The sequence below is a fragment of the Mucilaginibacter sp. OK268 genome (genome assembly GCF_900103125.1).
GTDB lineage: Bacteria > Bacteroidota > Bacteroidia > Sphingobacteriales > Sphingobacteriaceae > Mucilaginibacter.
Map to the genome: position 1 here is coordinate 1,045,417 of NZ_FNJV01000002.1, position 19,089 is coordinate 1,064,505.

14 protein-coding genes are annotated in these 19,089 nt (G+C 42.7%); 2 read left to right on the forward strand and 12 right to left on the reverse strand.

The genetic code is table 11. The features are described 5' to 3' along the window. Positions 1-180: 180 nt before the first annotated feature. Positions 181-588, reverse strand: coding sequence for an alternative ribosome rescue aminoacyl-tRNA hydrolase ArfB (gene arfB, locus BLR84_RS10090; RefSeq protein ID WP_090467416.1), 408 nt, complete (start codon positions 586-588; stop codon positions 181-183). Positions 589-743: 155 nt separating this feature from the next. Here arfB and cmk point away from each other — a divergent pair, with 155 nt between their 5' ends. Further along, a complete protein-coding gene (cmk, locus tag BLR84_RS10095; RefSeq protein WP_090467418.1) occupies positions 744-1,418 on the forward strand; it encodes a (d)CMP kinase in 675 nt (224 codons plus the stop codon). Here cmk and BLR84_RS10100 read toward each other — a convergent pair. The 3 genes from BLR84_RS10100 to BLR84_RS10110 form a co-directional block, all read right to left on the reverse strand. Continuing rightward, positions 1,415-1,756, reverse strand: coding sequence for a DHCW motif cupin fold protein (locus BLR84_RS10100; RefSeq protein ID WP_090467420.1), 342 nt, complete (start codon positions 1,754-1,756; stop codon positions 1,415-1,417). The two genes, cmk and BLR84_RS10100, sit on opposite strands and share 4 nt — an antisense overlap. An 18-nt stretch (positions 1,757-1,774) precedes the next feature. Beyond that, positions 1,775-2,227: a deoxycytidylate deaminase gene (locus tag BLR84_RS10105; protein WP_176852017.1), complete on the reverse strand. Its 453-nt coding sequence runs from the start codon at positions 2,225-2,227 to the stop codon at positions 1,775-1,777. A gap of 92 nt (positions 2,228-2,319) precedes the next feature. Then, positions 2,320-3,951, reverse strand: coding sequence for an MFS transporter (locus BLR84_RS10110; RefSeq protein ID WP_090467422.1), 1,632 nt, complete (start codon positions 3,949-3,951; stop codon positions 2,320-2,322). Between the two features lie 170 nt (positions 3,952-4,121). Here BLR84_RS10110 and BLR84_RS10115 point away from each other — a divergent pair, with 170 nt between their 5' ends. After that, on the forward strand, positions 4,122-4,778 hold the full coding sequence (locus tag BLR84_RS10115; RefSeq protein ID WP_090467424.1) for a LysE family translocator: 657 nt from the start codon (positions 4,122-4,124) through the stop codon (positions 4,776-4,778). Positions 4,779-4,934: 156 nt separating this feature from the next. On the opposite strand, the gene BLR84_RS10120 is transcribed toward BLR84_RS10115, so the two are convergent. From BLR84_RS10120 to nuoL, 8 genes are all read right to left on the reverse strand, one after another. Next, complete coding sequence (locus BLR84_RS10120) at positions 4,935-6,842, reverse strand: amidophosphoribosyltransferase (protein ID WP_090467426.1); 1,908 nt, start codon at positions 6,840-6,842, stop codon at positions 4,935-4,937. A 205-nt stretch (positions 6,843-7,047) separates the two neighbouring features. After that, on the reverse strand, positions 7,048-9,024 hold the full coding sequence (locus BLR84_RS10125; RefSeq protein WP_176852018.1) for an amidohydrolase family protein: 1,977 nt from the start codon (positions 9,022-9,024) through the stop codon (positions 7,048-7,050). 482 nt (positions 9,025-9,506) lie between these two features. After that, positions 9,507-10,127, reverse strand: coding sequence for an alpha-ketoglutarate-dependent dioxygenase AlkB family protein (locus BLR84_RS10130; protein ID WP_090467430.1), 621 nt, complete (start codon positions 10,125-10,127; stop codon positions 9,507-9,509). 228 nt (positions 10,128-10,355) lie between these two features. Then, positions 10,356-11,663, reverse strand: coding sequence for an ammonium transporter (locus BLR84_RS10135; RefSeq protein ID WP_090467432.1), 1,308 nt, complete (start codon positions 11,661-11,663; stop codon positions 10,356-10,358). 104 nt (positions 11,664-11,767) lie between these two features. Then, a complete protein-coding gene (locus BLR84_RS10140; protein WP_090467434.1) occupies positions 11,768-13,267 on the reverse strand; it encodes an NADH-quinone oxidoreductase subunit N in 1,500 nt (499 codons plus the stop codon). A 5-nt stretch (positions 13,268-13,272) separates the two neighbouring features. Then, positions 13,273-15,174, reverse strand: a complete 1,902-nt coding sequence (locus tag BLR84_RS10145) for a mucoidy inhibitor MuiA family protein (RefSeq protein WP_176852019.1) — start codon at positions 15,172-15,174, stop codon at positions 13,273-13,275. A 105-nt stretch (positions 15,175-15,279) separates the two neighbouring features. After that, positions 15,280-16,884: a complex I subunit 4 family protein gene (locus BLR84_RS10150; RefSeq protein ID WP_090467439.1), complete on the reverse strand. Its 1,605-nt coding sequence runs from the start codon at positions 16,882-16,884 to the stop codon at positions 15,280-15,282. Between the two features lie 149 nt (positions 16,885-17,033). Next, positions 17,034-19,088: an NADH-quinone oxidoreductase subunit L gene (gene nuoL, locus BLR84_RS10155; RefSeq protein WP_255366908.1), complete on the reverse strand. Its 2,055-nt coding sequence runs from the start codon at positions 19,086-19,088 to the stop codon at positions 17,034-17,036. Position 19,089: the final 1 nt, after the last annotated feature.

The window sequence follows — 19,089 nt, forward strand, 5'->3', positions numbered from 1 at the left end:
CGGAGTTAATTCTGATTCAGACAAAAGATCCATAAAAATTATGGTTTACACTGCAAACCGTTTTTTTACAGTAAAATAAAAACAACTAATTGATTACCAACTAATTAAATAAGTGTAAACCATAAAAAGTGTAAACCATGTAAACCCACTTTTTTAGCAAAATGGCTGCCTGTTCAGGTATCAATCAAAATCAACCTTCCGGTTTTCCTTTTTGGTGGAGTGTTTCTTTTTGTCATCCAGGCGGGCGGCTTTGGCGGCCTTACTTACTTTGGTGGGTTTACGTACTTTGGGTTTCTGCAATGCCCGGGTAAGTAATAATATCAATCGTTCAATAGCTTTCTCTTTGTTGAGATATTGGCTACGCTCTTCATCACAGATCACCTGTACTAAACCATCTTTATTTAAGCGGTTTTGTAATTTATCGTTCAGCAGTAATTTCTCCTCTTCGGTAAACAGTTCGGAGCCGTCTACATTAAATAAAAGCTCCACCTTGCTCGATACTTTATTTACATTTTGACCGCCCTTACCCCCACTACGCGAGGTTTTATAAGTAATTTCTTTTTGCAGCTCAGATTTAGTAAGGTTCATTCGGCAAAGGTAACTATTTAGGTTAATTGGGTGAGTGGTTGATTAAGTGGGCAGTTACCAGAATTTGCGGACAATTATTCTACCCAATCAACTACTCACTTAATCAACCACTCACCTACCAATCAATCACAATTATTTGTATTTTAGCTACGCTTATGAGTAAAAACATAGTAGTGGCAATTGATGGTTATTCATCATGCGGTAAAAGCACACTGGCCAAAGCTTTAGCTAAAAAACTTCATTTTATTTATGTGGATAGCGGTGCGATGTATCGCGCTGTTGCTCTGTATTTTTTGCGCAACAATATCGACGTGACCAATCACGATCAAATTGCAGAAGCATTAAAAAACATCCATCTCAATTTTCACTCCCGTGATTACCAGACACACATCACCCTAAACGGTGAAGAGGTATCTGAGGAGATCCGCCTGATGCCGGTATCTGATAAAGTAAGTGAAGTATCTGCTATTCGCGAAGTGCGTAAAGAGATGGTTAAACAGCAGCAGCGCATGGGTCATTCTAAAAACATCGTGATGGACGGGCGCGACATAGGCACAACGGTTTTCCCGGATGCTGATGTAAAAATCTTCATGACTGCTGATCCTAAAGTACGCGCCGAAAGACGTTACAACGAGATCAAGGATAAGAACCCCGAAATTACATTAGAAGATATATTTGAGAATATAGCCCATCGCGATTACCAGGACACCACCCGTGAGGAAAGTCCGCTTGTAAGAGCTGATGATGCCATTATATTGGATAATACCAACCTCACCCCGCAACAACAACTGGACTTTGCCCTGGATAAGGTAAAACCGCTTATTGTTTAAGGTTTTAAAAAATCTCCATCGATAATTAACAGCTTCACACCGCCGGCAGAGACAGACCGGTGTGAGCTCAGATCATCAGACACGATATAGGTCATGCCTTTGGTTAAGACAAAGGCCTCTCCGTTTTGGAGTTCGCTCACAAACTCCCCTTCCAGGCAATGTACAATATGCCCTTTTTGGCACCAGTGATCGGCCAGGTATCCTGCAGAATATTCTACCAGGCGCAGCCTAAGACCATTAAGCAATAATGTTTGCCAAAACGCAGTTCCGGTTTCGCCTTTGTGCTCCGTTTTTTCAACCGACGACCAATCAATAGTTTGAAAAGGTATATGGTACATGGTTTGAGAATTATTTGTTTATCCTACAAACTTTTCGGCCTTAACTCCAAAGTGGTTTAAAAAATCAACCCCTTCATCGCTGGCTAAACCTTTGTATTCGGCGTATGACTTATCAAAATATACGTGCTTGATACCTGCCGAAAATATAAGGCGGGCACAAGGCAGACAAGGCGATAAGGTGGTGTATAAGGTAGCTCCTTCCAGCCTGGCGCCATTTTTTACAGCATAGAGTATGGCATTTTCTTCGGCGTGTAGTGCCAAAGAGCAGCTCCCTTTTGAATCACGGGGGCAGCCCTCGCCAGGCCACTCCTCGTCGCAATTATGGGTATGTGCGGGCGGCCCGTTATAGCCGATGGATATAATACGGGTGTCGCGCGTTAAAACAGCGCCTACCTGGGCTTTAACGCAGTGTGAGCGCTTGGCCAGATCAGTGGCGAGGTTCATAAAGATGTTATCGAAACTTGGTTTCATAATCTTAAATCATTAAGTCATTAAACATCATTGGGTCATTACTTCATTTAAAAATGACTTAATGACCCAATGATCAAATGATTGGTAAAATATTAATGTCCGCCTTTTACTTCAACATGGTCAAGGTCGATACCCTGGCCGCGAAGTTCACGGCTCACTTTCCAGGCAAAATATGCCAGGTAAGCAAAACCTAATACCGGTACAATGTACGAGAAATGGATACCGCTCATGCCTGGTATAACGTTACCTGCACCATCGGCAATTTTCCCTTGTAGAGGCGGGATAATTGAACCACCCAGGATCATCATAATCAAAAATGCTGAACCCTGGCTGGTGTATTTACCCAAACCGGTAATAGCCAATGAGAATATGGATGGCCACATGATAGAGCAGCATAAACCACCGCTAATGAAAGCGAAAGTAGCTACCCTGCCGGTAGTGAACAAACCGATCAGCATAAATATAACACCCAGTATACCCAATACAGATAAGGTACGCGTTGGCTTTTGCTGACCAATAAAGAAGGCCACAATAAGCACCGCCACACAAACCGCGTAAACATACAGGTTACTTACGTTTACACCGGTCACCGCGTTTACCAGCAATACCAGGCCAAACGCTACAAACGGAACCAAAACGTATAAAATGTATTTGGTTGATGTTGAAAGATTGAAAGCCCCGATTGAACCTGCAAAACGACCGATCATTAAACTACCCCAGTATAAAGATATATAAGGCGCAATGTCCGATTCGTTGAAGGAACCAAACTCAGGCGTTTTCAGTAATGAACCCATATTACTTTGAATAGTAACCTCGGTACCGACATAGGTAAAAATGGCCAGCATACCCAAAATCAATTGTGGGTATTGCATAGCGCCCCAGCCTTCTTTGCTTTGTTTAGCAGCGAAAATGGTACCTACAAGGGTGAATACAATAATAGCAAGGGAGGCGTAAACAAAATACTGACTTGGGATGCCAATAGATTTACTCAGCGGGTCAGCAGCCAATATCAATAAAAACGCGATGAATATGATAAATAATGGTGTATTCGCCTTTTTGCTCGATTCAATTTTTTCGTCGCTGGTAACCTTTGGCAGGTTTGAAAACCAAAAGAATACGGCTACAGCTATAAATAAGGCTGCCAGCATATAATAAAGGTTATTGATAGACGATATTTTAACTTCCGGTTTAACTTCGGAATTTGCAGTACCAAATAATACCACACTAACAACGATCGGCCCCAATAAGGCTCCTATATTATTGATACTACCTGCAAAATTTAAACGGTTTGAGCCTGTTTCGGCAGGGCCCAAAGCCACCACAAAGGGGTTCGCGGCAGTTTGCTGTAAGGAGAAACCAACAGCTATAATAAAGAATACAGCTAATATGAAACCAAACGCTCCGCTGGCAACAGCAGGTATCATGCCTAATGCACCTATCGCTGATATAACTAAACCTAAAATGATACCATTTTTATAACCCAACTTATTCATGATATCAACCTTACTGGCTTGCGATGCAAAATAAAGTATCAATGAGCCTATAAAGTATCCACCATAAAAGGTAAAATCGATCAACTGCGACTCAAATTGAGTAAGATGAAAATGCGTTTTACAAAATGGTATAAAGATACCGTTAGATGCGGCTAAAAAACCCCAGAAGAAAAACACAGTAATCAGCGTGTATAATGCCGAACTGTAATTTTTATTGTCTTTTTGTTCCATTTTTAAGTTTAGTTATACAGAATGTATTTTGAATCGCTAAACATAAATCAATTTTTGTAAATGTTATTATTCTTTTTCAAATTAAATAAATCACAATTTTAAGTTTCGTTGTTTAAGAGATAAAATTGCATATTCGCATGGTTCAAAATTTTGGAACATAAGCCTAAATAATGATAGAAGCTGTTATTTCGGGATTGGGGATAGGATTAGTGTTGACGTTTTTGACTGGCCCGGTCTTTTTTGCTCTTATTAAAACCAGCATCGAAAAAGGTTTTCATGCCGGTGTTGCATTAGCACTCGGTGTAGTTAGCAGTGATGTGGTTTTCGTGGGAGCAATTTTATTTGGCTCTCAATATTTTGATATATCTAACCATGCCAAAACCATAGCCGGGGTTGTAGGCAGCATTATATTATTTAGTGTGGGTATACGCTACCTGTTTAAAAAGGGCGAAGTGAATTATGAAAACAAAGTCCCCTCGGGTATAAACCGTGCGGGCTACTTTTTGAAAGGGTTTTTGATGTGCATTTTTAACCCCACTCTCCTATTTCATTGGATCACAGTGATCGGTACCGCGAGTACCGTTTTTCATGAAGGTGTGGCACATCGTTCCTTTAAAATTGCGGTGATGTTTGCCACGGTACTTATAGTACAGTTTGGCATGGATATCACCAAAGCTTTTTATGCTAATAAATTGCGGGATAAGATTTCCGTCAAACTGGTCCATCGCCTTAATGAGGTGGCCGGTATTGCGCTGATTATAGCTTCATTGATATTGGTGGATAAACTGGTTACCCACTTTGTTTTTTCGGCACCAGCAGGATCTTAGCCCCCTCCTTAATTATTGAATTAGTGATTTATTGAAATATTGAGTTTATTTTTCTTCTCAGTTAGTAGTTAAGTTTCGGTTGAAATCAGATATAAACAAAAAAGGCGATGAAGAATCACCGCCTTGAATATCATATTACCCCTTTAGGGATAGGGATTACATATAAGCCCTTTGGTTTTTACCTTCCATCCAGTTTACAAAAGCGCGGTTAACTACTTTGTTACCACCTGGGGTTGGATAATCACCGCTGAAATACCAATCGCCGGTGTGATCCGGGCAGGCAATGTGCAGGTTATCTAAGGTTTGGTATAAAACTTCCACCTTACATTTGATATCTTTTGGCGTAATGATCTGTGCTATACGATCCGAAATCTGCTGATCTGTAAATAAAGAGTAGATCTCTTTTACGTAGTTCTCTACCTCTTCTTTTGGCAATTTGGCGCTATCCTTACATTTCTGGTAAACATCCAGAATAATATCTTCACGATCCATTTCTTTCAGCAGGCTGATCGCTGCTTCGAAAGCTACGAACTCACCCATTCTTGACATATCGATACCATAACAATCTGGGTAACGGATCTGCGGAGCAGATGAAACTACTACCACTTTCTTAGGGCCCAATCTGTCTAATATTTTCAGGATACTTTGCTTTAATGTGGTACCGCGTACAATCGAATCATCCAGAACTACCAGTGTATCGGTATTCTTTTTGATTAATCCATAAGTGGTATCATATACGTGCGCAACCATCTCGCTGCGGTCGGCATCCTGGGTAATAAAGGTACGCAGCTTTACATCCTTAATAGCTATCTTTTCAACTCTTGGCGCTATCTTTAATACCTCGGTCAGCTCCTCTTCACTTATCTTATCGTCGCGATTCAGTAGCCTGTCGCGTTGGTATTTCTTTACATATTTGTGTATCCCTTCAACCATGCCATAAAAAGCAACCTCGGCGGTATTTGGTATATAGGAAAATACGGTATTCTGAATATCGTTATCAACCGCGTCCAATATCTGCGGGCAAAGTAATCTGCCCAATTGTTTACGCTCGCGGTAGATAGATGAATCGCTGCCGCGTGAAAAATAGATCCGCTCAAAGGAACAGGCTTTCTTTTCCAATGGTTCGCTGAACATATCCTCAGTTATCTTACCGTTCTTTTTAACGATAAGCGCATGACCGGGGCGAATCTCTTTAATATCTTCAACAGGTATGTTAAAGGCAGTTTGGATAGCCGGACGCTCTGAAGCCGCAACAACTATCTCATCATTATAATAATAATATGCCGGACGAATACCAACCGGATCGCGCATTACAAAGGCGTCGCCATGACCAATGATACCGGCAATGGTATAACCACCATCCCAGTTTTTGGCTGATTTGCGAAGGATCTTGGCTACGTCCATATCATTGGCTATCAGCTTACTGATCTCCATATTATCGTCCAAGCCTTCGCGTTTGTACTGATCAAACAGGCCCTGATTCTCAGTATCCAGGAAGTGGCCTATTTTTTCAAGAACGGTAATGGTATCGGCTTTTTCTTTAGGATGCTGACCCAGGTCATATAACTGCTGCAATAGCTCATCAACATTGGTCATGTTAAAGTTACCGGCGATAACCAGGTTACGGGTCATCCAGTTGTTTTGCCTTAAAAATGGGTGGCAGCTCTCGATGCTGTTTTTGCCGTGGGTACCGTATCGCAGGTGCCCGAGCAAAACTTCGCCCGTAAAGCTTACATTTTCCTTCAACCATTCGGTATCAGCCAGTTTTTCAGGACTTTCTTTCTGAATATCAGCGAATTTCTTCTGGATGTATTCAAAAATATCAGCAACAGCATTTGATGCCATTGATCGGTGCCTGCTGATGTACCGCTTGCCAGGCTCTATGTCCAGTTTAATGGTAGCAACCCCCGCACCATCCTGGCCGCGGTTATGTTGTTTCTCCATTAAAAGGTAAAGCTTGTTCAAGCCGTACAGAGCTGTTCCGTACTTTTTCTGATAATAAGACAGTGGCTTTAAGAGGCGGATAAATGCCACACCGCATTCATGTTTAATCTGATCGCTCATGATTTGGAATGAGGCTGCAAAGGTATCATTTTATAACGAACTATCCCTATATCAATTGTCATTAAACAGTAGTTTGTGGATAAGTTACCAAAACGTTAATTTCTTTACGCAGTAATTATCTAAGCCACTATTCTAACCACTCAAATTTAAACGATAATCCATTGAAATACAATCATGGTCAAGTAAAACTCATCTCCCAATCATCCTATTTTGCAAAGCCTACCATCTGGTGCAATGTTACCGGATCATAAACCCGGCCGCCTTTTATAACAACCGAAACATTACGTATATCCCTGATATTTTTTAATGGGTCGCCATCAATAATGATCAGATCGGCTTGTTTGCCTGCTTCAACAGATCCGGTTTGCTTATCCATCTTCATCACGGTGGCCGGCACAATAGTAGCCGTTCTTATAGCCTGCGCTGGTGTAAGTCCGGCTTCCACATAAAGCTCTAACTCCCTATCAAGACTATAACCAGGGAAACCCATATCCGTACCGGCTACAATAGGTACACCTGCATCATACAGTTTCTTTACCGCCTGTTTCATACTTGCCATTAATGGCTTGGCTTTAATGGCCTGCTCCGGCCCCTCACCCATATTTTTAAATAACGACTGCAACGGTAAAGGCAAATTATAAAATGCAGGCTCCAATTGAGTTATATCATCTTTTAAGTTACGGAAGAAAAGCTCATAAACGCCTACTGTGGGGTCGATAACCACATGGTGCTGTTTGATAAAATCAATAACGGCTATGCTCTTAGGGTCATCAAAATCAACAGAGCGATCTGCATTTCGTTTCATAATCGAATAAACATACTGAATGTGATTCACCATATTCATCCCCGAATCAACGCCCTGCTGTAGGGTCATCCCATTAGGTATGTGCCCGGTTACCGTCAATCCAAGACGGTGGGCCTCATCACAAATTACCTTCACTATTCCCGGTTTTACCGAACTGTATATTTTTATCTGAACAAAACCATTCTCTTTATAGCGGTCGACTGCCTTTATGGCTTCTTCTTTGGTATCAGCCTGTATAATTCCCAAAGCCATTGGACCTTTGCCGTCAATAATACCAGCTTTTAATATATTAGGACCAATACCTTTCTCGCTATCAATGGCATCCTTAATCGCGTTGATATATTCAAACTCATTACCGCAATCCCTAACGGTTGTAACCCCGGCGGCCAGGTAAGCCGGTCCCCACTCAGCCTGTTCAAAATGGGAGTGCATATCCCACAAACCAGGTAAAATAGTTTTGCCCTTAGCATCAATCACTTTTGCGCCTGCGGGAATAGTTAACGACCCGGCTTTTCCTGTGCGCACAATAACACCTTTATTGATCAATATCACCGCATCTGGGATATTAGTACCGGTTACTACATCATATAAAGTACCTCCAGTTATAGCGATGGTTTCATCAGCAGTACTGGCTTGTCTGGTGGCTTTTGTAAACAACTCCATACCGTAAGCAGCTGCCTTGCTGATCAATTGTGGCAGCAGCATTTCATACTGGGAGCGCATCGCCTCCAATTTATCCCCTTCTGCATCATTGGTGATCAGGCAGATCAGGTTGCCTTTACTATCAGCCCAAAGCAATTCGTTACCCCAAACCAAACCGCTGATGGTAAACCGGTCGAGGGTTAATGTACTGCCATTAAAGCTGAGTTCATCCGTTCCTTCTTTTTTTATTTGAACCGAACCAAATGGCAGGGTGTGGATAATTTCGGGTTCATGTTGTTTTTTCCAGTACTGAAGGAGCACCTGCTGTACTGTTCCGGGTGAATATCCGGCTACGGTAAAACTGGAGGGTAATACCTTTTGTGTATAGGACGAATCATTAACCCGGATAGAGGCTTCGCCGCCATGTATGGTAACTTTGTCATCTACCTTGGAGAACCTGGAAGTACTTCCTTTTATAGTAAGCTCCAGTGGATCATTGACGGGGTTTACTTTTAACTCTGCCGTTAAAGGCACCGGCGAACCACGGTCAACAAATTTAAAGTCGATGCTGTATTGGATGGCATCTTTATATTTATGCACCACATAGGTTTCTTTACCTATTTTTTGCGCAAACTTGTGCAAAAAGAAGGTGCCGCTATCGGCAGGAATATTAGTTTGGGCCTGTGCATGTACAAAAAATAGCGAAATAATGATAAACAGGATAGGCTTCTTCATAGGATAGTGAGGTATAGTAATAGGTATGATAAATGTATGACGATATTTTAAGACCATATGTTACAATGCCGGTTAAAAAGATAATTTATAAAACTAAAAAAATAACTCAGATACTGGCAAATTTGCGGAGCATAAGACATCACTAAAATCCGGGCAGGACTACCATCAAAAAAACTTTTTAAACCTTAAATTTTAACAAATTTCTGGTCGAAAACAGCGTAAAAACAGTTAAAAACTCATTCAAAACCATCGATTTTAACACTTTTTAACAAATTTTAACACGATTTTGATGTGTTTTGAAAACTTTAAAAAGTATTAAATTATTGATTATCAAAGAACTAAATACAAAACACCAGATTTTTGTGCCTCTTTTTCCCTTAACAAAACAGCCCGGTTTTCTCTTTTCTCAGAGAAAACCGGGCTGGTATTTATATAAAGATACGAAAATTAACGCTTAAATCCAACAGCCTTAAATAGCCTTGTTAATATTTAATATCCCTGAAAGTAATATTGATACGCGGGCCCGCCTCGCTGGTGGTTTTGGGGACCTGGTGCAGCCAGTGGTGCTGCGTTTCGCCCTGCATAATTAACAGGCTGCCGTTGCTGAGCGCCATGGATACTTTGGCGTTTTTCTGTTGCTTATGTTTAAACTGAAAAGTACGTGTAGCTCCAAACGATGCCGAAGCGATAACCGGGTTGCCGCTCAATTCTTTTTCATTATCACTGTGCCAGCCCATGCTATCTTCCCCGTTACGGTAAAAATTGAGCAGGGCCGAATTAAACGGTTTATTGCATTGCTGTTCCGCGGCTTCTTTGATCTGGAGTAATAAGGGCGTAAACGGCAGGGGCGTATTCACCACGCCAGAGTAGGTGTAGGTTTTATCGCCATCGGCATACCACGAAGTAAGTCGTGGAAAATTGACCGACTTCCCATAGATCTTCATCTTATCCTGTTTCCACAAAATAGAATGTTTCAGCTCATCAAACACATCATAAACACCATCCTCCTGGTAAAAATTCGGATATAAGAATACCTCCCCATCAAACGGCAAAAGGTTATGACGGGCAGGGCTAAATATATTCAATTGATTATCGGCGTTCATTTTTTGTAGAGGCAAAATACAAGAGTCAAGAATCAAGACAAAAAACATCCTTTCTTGTTTCTTTTCAAATATTGGACAAAACAAAATACAAATCGTTTAAAGAGAGAGTCAGAAAATACCGCACCTGGTCTTGATTCCTGGCTCTTGATTCTTGACTCTATCTAATGAAAAAATCCGGCTTTGCAGCCGGACCTCTCATATTTATGTAATTGGTTTGAAATTCAATAATTATAGTTTTTCGCCATGCTGGCTGATATCCAGGCCTAAAACTTCGTCTTCGGCCGAAACCCTTAGCGGTGATATCATATCTGTAATTTTAAGCAACAGTAAGGAACCAAAGAATGAGAATATAGAAACACAAATCAAGGCCACTAACTGCACTAAAAATAAATGTGTTTCGCCAAAGAACAGGCCGTTGCCAGTTGTATTGCCCGCGTTTACGTGCTGGTTGGCAAAAACGCCGGTAAGCAACATACCTACCATACCACCAACGCCATGGCAAGGGAATACATCCAGTGTATCATCAATAGAAGTACGGGTGCGCCACTCCACCACCAGGTTACTTACCACAGCAGATATGATACCTATGGCCAGTGAATGCGGCACGGTAACAAACCCGGCGGCTGGTGTAATGGCTACCAGGCCCACTACGGCACCAATACAGGTACCCATAGCTGAAGGTTTGCGCCCGCGCAGCATATCAAAAAATATCCAGGTAATACCGCCTGCGGCCGATGCTGTGGTACTGGTTGCTAAAGCGGTTACGGCTAAAGCATTAGCGCCAAATGCCGAACCCGCGTTAAATCCAAACCAACCGAACCATAAAAGCCCTGTACCAATCATGACATAAGTGATGCGTGCAGGTGAATGGTTAGCTTCATTACGGCGTTTTAAATAGATGGCCGAAGCCAATGCGGCCCATCCGGCCGACATGTGTACTACGGTACCGCCGGCAAAGTCTAACACACCAAATTTGGCCAGTATGCCATCCGGGTGCCAGGTACAGTGTGCCAACGGCGAAAATATAAATATCGAGAACAGGCAAAGGAATATGATGTACGAGTTGAAACGGATCCGTTCGGCAAAGGCACCGGTAATCAACGCGGGCGTAATAATAGCGAACTTCAACTGGTACATGGCAAACAACAACAACGGAATGGTTGGCGCGGCTTTCCAGGTGGCGTTGCCCAGCATACCCTTCATCATAAAATAGGTAGAAGGGTTACCGATGATACCATAAATGCTATCGCCAAAGGCCAAACTGAAGCCAAATATGCCCCACAACACCGTAATAATTACCATACAAACAATGCTCTGCAGCATGGTTGATATCACGTTCTTTTTGTTAACCATCCCCCCGTAAAAGAAAGCAAGACCCGGCGTCATGATCAAAACCAGGGCCGTCGACATCAGCATCCAGGCAATATCGCCGGTATTAAAATGAGGATTGCCGGAATTTTTAAATTCTACAGAAGGAAAAATAAAGGTTAACGTTAAAATAACAAGAATTACTAAGAAAGGAAAATACCGTTTCATGGAAATATTAGAATTGCTTTGTAAAACGGCCTGAAAGTATGATTTTAATTATAAAAAAACGAAGAATATTAAGTTTTTGTTAAAAAATTACGAAAATTGAAAAATTAGAGGGATTGAAGTACCCAATGGGGAAAAATACCCAGTAAAATCAGGATAAAACTTATGAATATTGATAAAATGAGCAAATTCACGGATTTTTTGTTACTTATTTCAGCCATTTCCTTCCTTTTCAGAAATAAATTCAAAGGGATCTTGATGTAGTAAAACAGCGAAACAACCGTAGTTAAGGCCCCGGTAACCATCAGCAACATTAACCAAATGTTATGGGTTTGCTGATAAACACCGTATACTGCCGAAAACACAAACAGCTTCCCGGTAAAACCGGCGGTTACCGGCAAACCGGTTAATGATATGAGGATGATCACAAAGCAAATGGAGGCTATGGGATATTTAAGACCAAATCCACGGTAATCTTCCACATCTTCGGCACCGGTTTCGTTAGCAAAATAAGTAGCCAGCGCCAGGGCGCCTATATTGGCCAGCGCATATACCAGCAGGTAATACGTTAATACCGATACGCTTTGTAATGACAGAACAGTAACCGCCATCAGCGCGAAACCGGTATGGCCAATGCTGGAGTAGGCCAGCATCCTTTTAATATTGGTTTGCAGCACCGCCGCAAAATTACCGGCTATCATGGTAATAATACCAATAACTGAAAGCGCTATGCTCATATTAAAGCCTGTCCAAAGCCCGGTAAACATAAAGGGCGAAAGGAAATTGATGAGCAAGGCAAAAGCTGCTATTTTGGGTACGGTTGACAGGTACGCGGTTACCGGCGTGCTTGCACCCTGGTACACATCGGGCACCCAAAAATGGATAGGCACAAAGGATAATTTAAACCCGATGCCTATTAAAACCAGGATCATGGCAAAGGAGGTGCTGATAGGATTAACACCCGACAGCTGCTCAATGGTATGGTGAAATATAATATCCAAAGAACCGCTAAAGCCATATAATAACGAGATACCATACAGCATCATAGCTGATGACGCGGCCCCGAACAGTACATATTTCAGGCCGGCCTCGGTACTAAAAGCATTTTCCGTACGGTAAGCCACCATGAGGTACGAGGCTATAGAAACCATCTCGATAGCCAGGTAAATGGATAACAGGTTTACCGCCATCACCATTAAATGCAACCCGAATACGGATGCAATGGCTATAGAATACAGATCGGACAAGCCCTTTTGGTGACCGTTCAGCTTATTATCCCAGGTAAAACATAACAACAGGATAAACGACAGCAGATCAATGATCAGTTTAAAGAATATGCCGCTGCGAATAAGCAGCAGCATATTACTGAATATCAAATGCCCGCCATCAATCACCAATGCAAACTGTTTCAGGTCCAGGTACATCACCAGTATTAAACCGGCGCAGGCTACTATACGGCATAGTTTTAAGGATCGCTTTCCAAATATCAGGTCGGTTATCATCACCACAATAAACAGCGCTGCCAGGTAAATCTCGGGCATAAAAAAGGCTATGCTGCCAAAAACAGACGATAAAGACGCGGATATATGGGGTAGCAGATCGTGCATTTATTTTATTGAACTATTACAGATTGATTTTTAGGGTACTTAACCTGGTATTTTAATTGTATTTTTTTATTGTCCTGCGAATTTAGCATGAAATTCCAGGAAAGTTTGCCTGTAAGGGCATCCAATTTTGCACCGGAGATCTCCTGCTGATCAACCTCAATGGCCGAATTTTGTGAAACCGGTACCTGGTCTTCCACCAATAAACTTACAGGTTGCGTTTTGCGGTTCTTCACCTCGATGAGCCAGTTGCGCGTTTCCTTTTTATTGGAGCCGAATGATTGGCGCTCAGTGAGGTCTTTTTGCAAGGTCCGGGTCACCACGATATTTTTATCAGTACCTAAGGACAGGTTCAGCGTATCGGCGGTAGCCTGGGTATTGATCAGTGATTTGCCGATAAACGTACCTTCAAAAAACAGGTTAGCCTCTCCCGAAAGGAAATTGTACTTGTTCCAGTTGGTGAGCTGCGCGGTTAAAAACACATCGGTACTCACTTTGGGTGCTACAAAATACTGGTAGCTGGCATTCAGATCAAACTGCCCTATCTCTACAGCATACTGTTTACCATCGCTCGGTACAGAATATGGATTGGCGATATTAAACTCCACGTTGGTTTGGTTTTCAACCGGTTTAACTTCTACCGGGATACTAGGAGTAACGACTGCCTCACTGGACGCTAAACCTCTTATACGTATTTCCGGTACAGCACCCGACAAGGAGCGTTTAAATTGAGATCCATAACCTACTGTCACAACCTCATCCAGCTGCCTTGTAGAGGGGCGAAGTCCCAGATTGATTACCTGGACATTAGCTGCCCTTTCTTCGGTTTCATACCCTATGTAACTATACACCAACGTTGGGTTGCCAGCAGGTATCTGAATACTGTATCTGCCTTCTACGTCTGTAGTAGCTCCTATTGATGTTCCTTTCACCCTGATACTAACACCTGGCAAAACTTTACCATCATTCGTACCAAAAATAGCACCGCTGATTTTAGTAATAGAATTTACCTCGCCTGTATAAGACATACCCAAATTGAGATAGTCAGGGCTAAGTTCAGGTTTGCCGCCGCTAATGGTTGGATTACCCGTTGATAATGTTATCGTGATATTTTTCCAATCTTCACCACTTTGTTGTGATACATTGGCTTTATAAGCGATACTAATGGGACTATTTACATTTTTAGCACGGATATCATAAGTAGGGTACCAGCCTGCATTATGCACTACATAATTTAATGTAAATGTAGATTGCAATGCGCTTTTTGAAGAAACCGTAACCAACACATTACTGGTAGCTTTGCTGCTTCCTCTGGAGATATCGGCAATTTGCTTATCATATTTTTGCAACTCGGTGTTTAGAACATCAATCTGGTCATTAACAATTTGTTGCTTTTTCTTGATCTCGGTTAAGCGCGCTGTTTGAAAATCGAGCGCCTGTTTAAGTTTTAAAACATCCAGGCTGGCATTCTCACCGGTTACTACCTGATTTTTCCCTAACATGGTAGCTTCTTCCTGGTAAATAGACAGCATATTATTTTGCACGGACATTTTATCCCTGATCATTTTTTGCTGCGCCTGCAGATCAACCAGTTGCTTTTGTTTGGATTCTTCATTCAAAAAGTCGAGCTCTTGCTTAACAGAAAGTATGGTAAACTCCCCGCCAGCGCTCACCTGCAGGCTCTGTACATCCATCCCCGGCGACATATTGCCGAACACCAATGTGGAAGTTCCCGGGCTCACGCTAACCAGCGCTGTACGCGTTATTTGCGCACCGTTTAAGAATACAGTAACTTTTTGAACTTTAGAAGCTATTTTTTGTCCTTCATCGGCTTTGGATGCCATCGCCATAAAAAGAAGGACCGCGGCGGTAGATAATTTTTTGAACATCATGCTTTCGGTTAAATACATATCATCTGTTAATTTGCCCGCGCCTGACATTAAGCCGACCGGGTAAACTAAAGATGCATGGCTGTGCATTTTTCCATAAAAGCATTGATGCTTATTCACCATTATTTATTTAAGCTGTAAAAACTGAACGAAGGCCAGCACCGAATCATTGATCTTATCAAAAACCAGCGAGGGCATAATGCCCAAAGCCAGGGCTATCAGTGCCAGTGGTGCCAGTGTTAGTTTCTCGCGCAGGTTCAGGTCGGTTAAAGCTATTTTCCAAACGTGGCCACCTTTTAATGATTCGGTGCCGAAAAACATGCGCTGCAATGTCCACAAGAAATAGGCAGCGCTCAGTAATATACCTACCGAACCGCAAATGGCCATCCAGTACGGCAATAAACCATTTACCGATGGCGATTTAAAGGCCCCGGTTAAAGAAAATGCCTCGGCCATAAATGCCGAAAAGCCAGGTAAACCCAAGGACGCGAAAAACGCGATCATCACAAAAGCGGTGTATTGCGGCATCAGTGTGCCCAATCCCCTGAAATGGTTGATTCCACGGTCATGCACCCGGTTGTACAGCACACCCACTAAAAAGAACAGCATGGTTGATAAAAACCCGTGGCTCACCATTTGCATTACCGCCCCGCTGATACCTTCGGCGGTTTGTGAGGCGATACCTAACAGTACAAAACCCATGTGCGATACGGATGAATAAGCGATCATCCGTTTCAGATCTTTCTGGGCCAGGGCGTTGAACGCGCCGTATAATATGGAGATCACGCCGAGTAGTCCCAACCAAAACGCGCCGGTGGTGGCTACCTCGGGGAAGATGCCTAAACAGATGCGTATAATACCATAGCCCCCTATTTTGAGCAGGATACCTGCCAGTATAATAGATACCGGGGTTGGCGCTTCTACGTGCGCATCGGGTAGCCAGGTATGCAGAGGCACCACCGGTACTTTAATAGCAAAAGCGATAAACAGTACTACAAAACCAACCGTACGCGCCGGCATCCCCAATATGGTTTGATGCCCGGCTATAGAAAATATAGATTGCCCGCTGTAATTAGCCGGGTTCATCATCTGGATAATATTAAAAGTGTGATTGCCCGTTGCCGGATCGGTAACCGAAAGGTACAAACCCACCATCACCAGCAGCATAAATACCGAACCGAATAAGGTATACAAGAAAAACTTAATAGCGGCGTATTCCCTGCGCGCACCGCCCCACATCCCGATGAGGAAGTATAAGGGCAGCAGCATTAGCTCATAGAACAAGTAAAACAGGAAGAAATCCAACGCGCAGAACACGCCGATTACGGCCATATCCAGCAGTAAAAACAACAGGAAAAAACCTTTGAGGTTACTCTTGATCTCCCAGGACGACAGCGTAGCGATCACCAATACCAGTGAGGTCATCACCAGCAGGGAAATGGACATACCATCGATCCCTACAAAATAATCGATCTGCATTTTGCCCATGCTGCCCAGGTTCAAGGAGATCCAGGGGAGTTTTTGTACAAACTGGAACTGATCTTCGTGATTGATACCGCCATAAGCCGCACCCGTTTTAAAATGCAGGTACATCCATATGCTGATACCCAACTGTATGAGGGTAGCCGCCAGGGTGAGGTATTTAAAACTGCCGCGCAATGACGATGGCAACAACATTATGATGAAGCCAAACAGTACAGGTACCAGTAATAGTAAGGTTAATATATTCATGCGAATTAAATATCAGAGTCAAGAATTAAGAATCAAGAGATAAGAGTCAAGAATCAAGAAAATAATAGTTGGTAATTATATTCCAATTTTAACCAGCCTCCCGGCTCTTGATTCTTGACTCTTATCTCTTGATTCTCTCTCTTCTTTCTTCATATCAGTATTTTTAAAATAAACAACAACAGTACAATTACCAGCATGCTAAACAGGTAATACTGTACTTTACCGCTTTGAAACTTACGTGCAAAATTGCCAATGCTTTGCACTATAGCGGCCAATAAATGCAAAAATCCATCAACAATATACTCATCCGTCCACGCGGCTAACTTAGCGATAGCGCCGCTGATACGTGCCAGCAACTGCAGGAAACCATCCACAACTGTACGGTCGATCCAGAAGCAAACGCTACCCAAACGCAATACCGGGTTTACGATGGCACGTTTATATAAGTTATCGATATACCATTGATTGTAAGATAAGCGGTAGAAAAAGTTGTTTTGTGAAAATTTGAAACGCTTTGCTTGCACATACATCCGGTAAGCCTCTAACAACACCAGCAAGTTTAAAATAGTTACCACACGAGGAATAATGGTATGGTATGAGCTTTCCAATTTCGGAAAATGGGGATGCGCCAGTCCTATATATAACCAGGCGTGTTCAAAATAAAATGGATTAAAGGAGAATACCGGGAATAAACAGCAAACAGCTAATAACACCAAAGGTAATTTATATTGCCAACCTCCATCGCTCAAGTGCAGCTTAATATCCGGATTAGTTTTAAGCAAGCGCAACTCGCCAAAGAAAACTTTGAATATCAACCGGGATACATAGAATGCAGTAAGCAAACTGGTGAGCAGAGCTGTAACAGGAACAATCTTAAGCCATCCGTTTTGCCTTTCGCCCCAATCAAAAGCCTGGATCAGGATACCATCTTTTGACAAGTAACCTGAAGTAAACGGCAAACCCACTAAGGCTACTGCACCAATGACCGCAGCTATAAACGTAATTGGCAGCTTTTTGCGCAGCCCCCCCATGTGCGTAATATCCTGCGGATCGATATCCAGTTGGTTATCATCTTTGATATGCTGCATCTGGTGTATCACAATACCGGCTACCAAAAACAGCAGACATTTAAAAAAGGCGTGCGTGGCCAAATGGAAAAGTGAGGATGCATAAGCCCTTACCCCCATCGCCAATATCATAAAACCCAATTGTGATATAGTAGAGTAAGCCAGGATCCGCTTCAGATCGTTTTGCGTAAGCGCGATGGTTGCCGCCATAAACGCGGTGAAGCAGCCAATGCAGGCCAGTATAGTTAGCTCAGTTTCGGTGAACATAGGGTAAACCCTGCCCAACAAGAATACGCCTGCGGCCACCATAGTAGCGGCGTGGATGAGGGCAGATACCGAAGTTGGGCCTTCCATAGCATCAGGCAACCAGGTATGCAGCGGAAACTGGGCCGATTTGGCTGCTACGGCCAGGAAGATACCGGCACAGGCTACATATTGCCAAAGGGCAGGTATCTGCCCAACAGGCCCGATCCATAAACCATTTTTTATGACAGATTGTGCAATCAAGCCTTTCCCGGCAAATATGGTATCTATATCAAAAGTATGGAATTGAGCAAACAGGATAATGATGGCGCTCAGCAAGCCGATATCACCTATCCGGTTCATGATAAATGCTTTTTTATTGGCTTGTATGGCCTTATCTTTCGTGAACCAAAAACCAATGAGCAGGTACGACGAAAAACCAACCAGTTCCCAAAAGGCATAGAACAATATCAGACTATCTACCACCACCAAGGCTAGCATACTGAAACAAAAGAAACTGAGATAAGTAAAATAACGACTATACCTGTCGTCGTGCTTCATGTAGGCCGTAGAATAGATATGTACCGGCAAGGCGATGACCGATACCAGCAACAGCATCAATACCGAAAGATTATTGAGCAGGATACCGGCATAAACCTGGGTTTCGCCAATGGTGAACCAGATGCGCTGCGCATGTACCTGCGGGTTATTCCATACCGTTGCAAACACCCTGGCCGATAATACACAGCTTAATAAAATGGCTATGGTTGAGATCCAACCAGCGGCTTTGCTTTTTACCGGCAGACAAAGGTTTATCAAAGCAGCAAACAGCGGCAATGCTACGGCTGCCACCGTATAGTTTAAACTTTGTATGGAGTGTAAAAAGTCTTCCAAT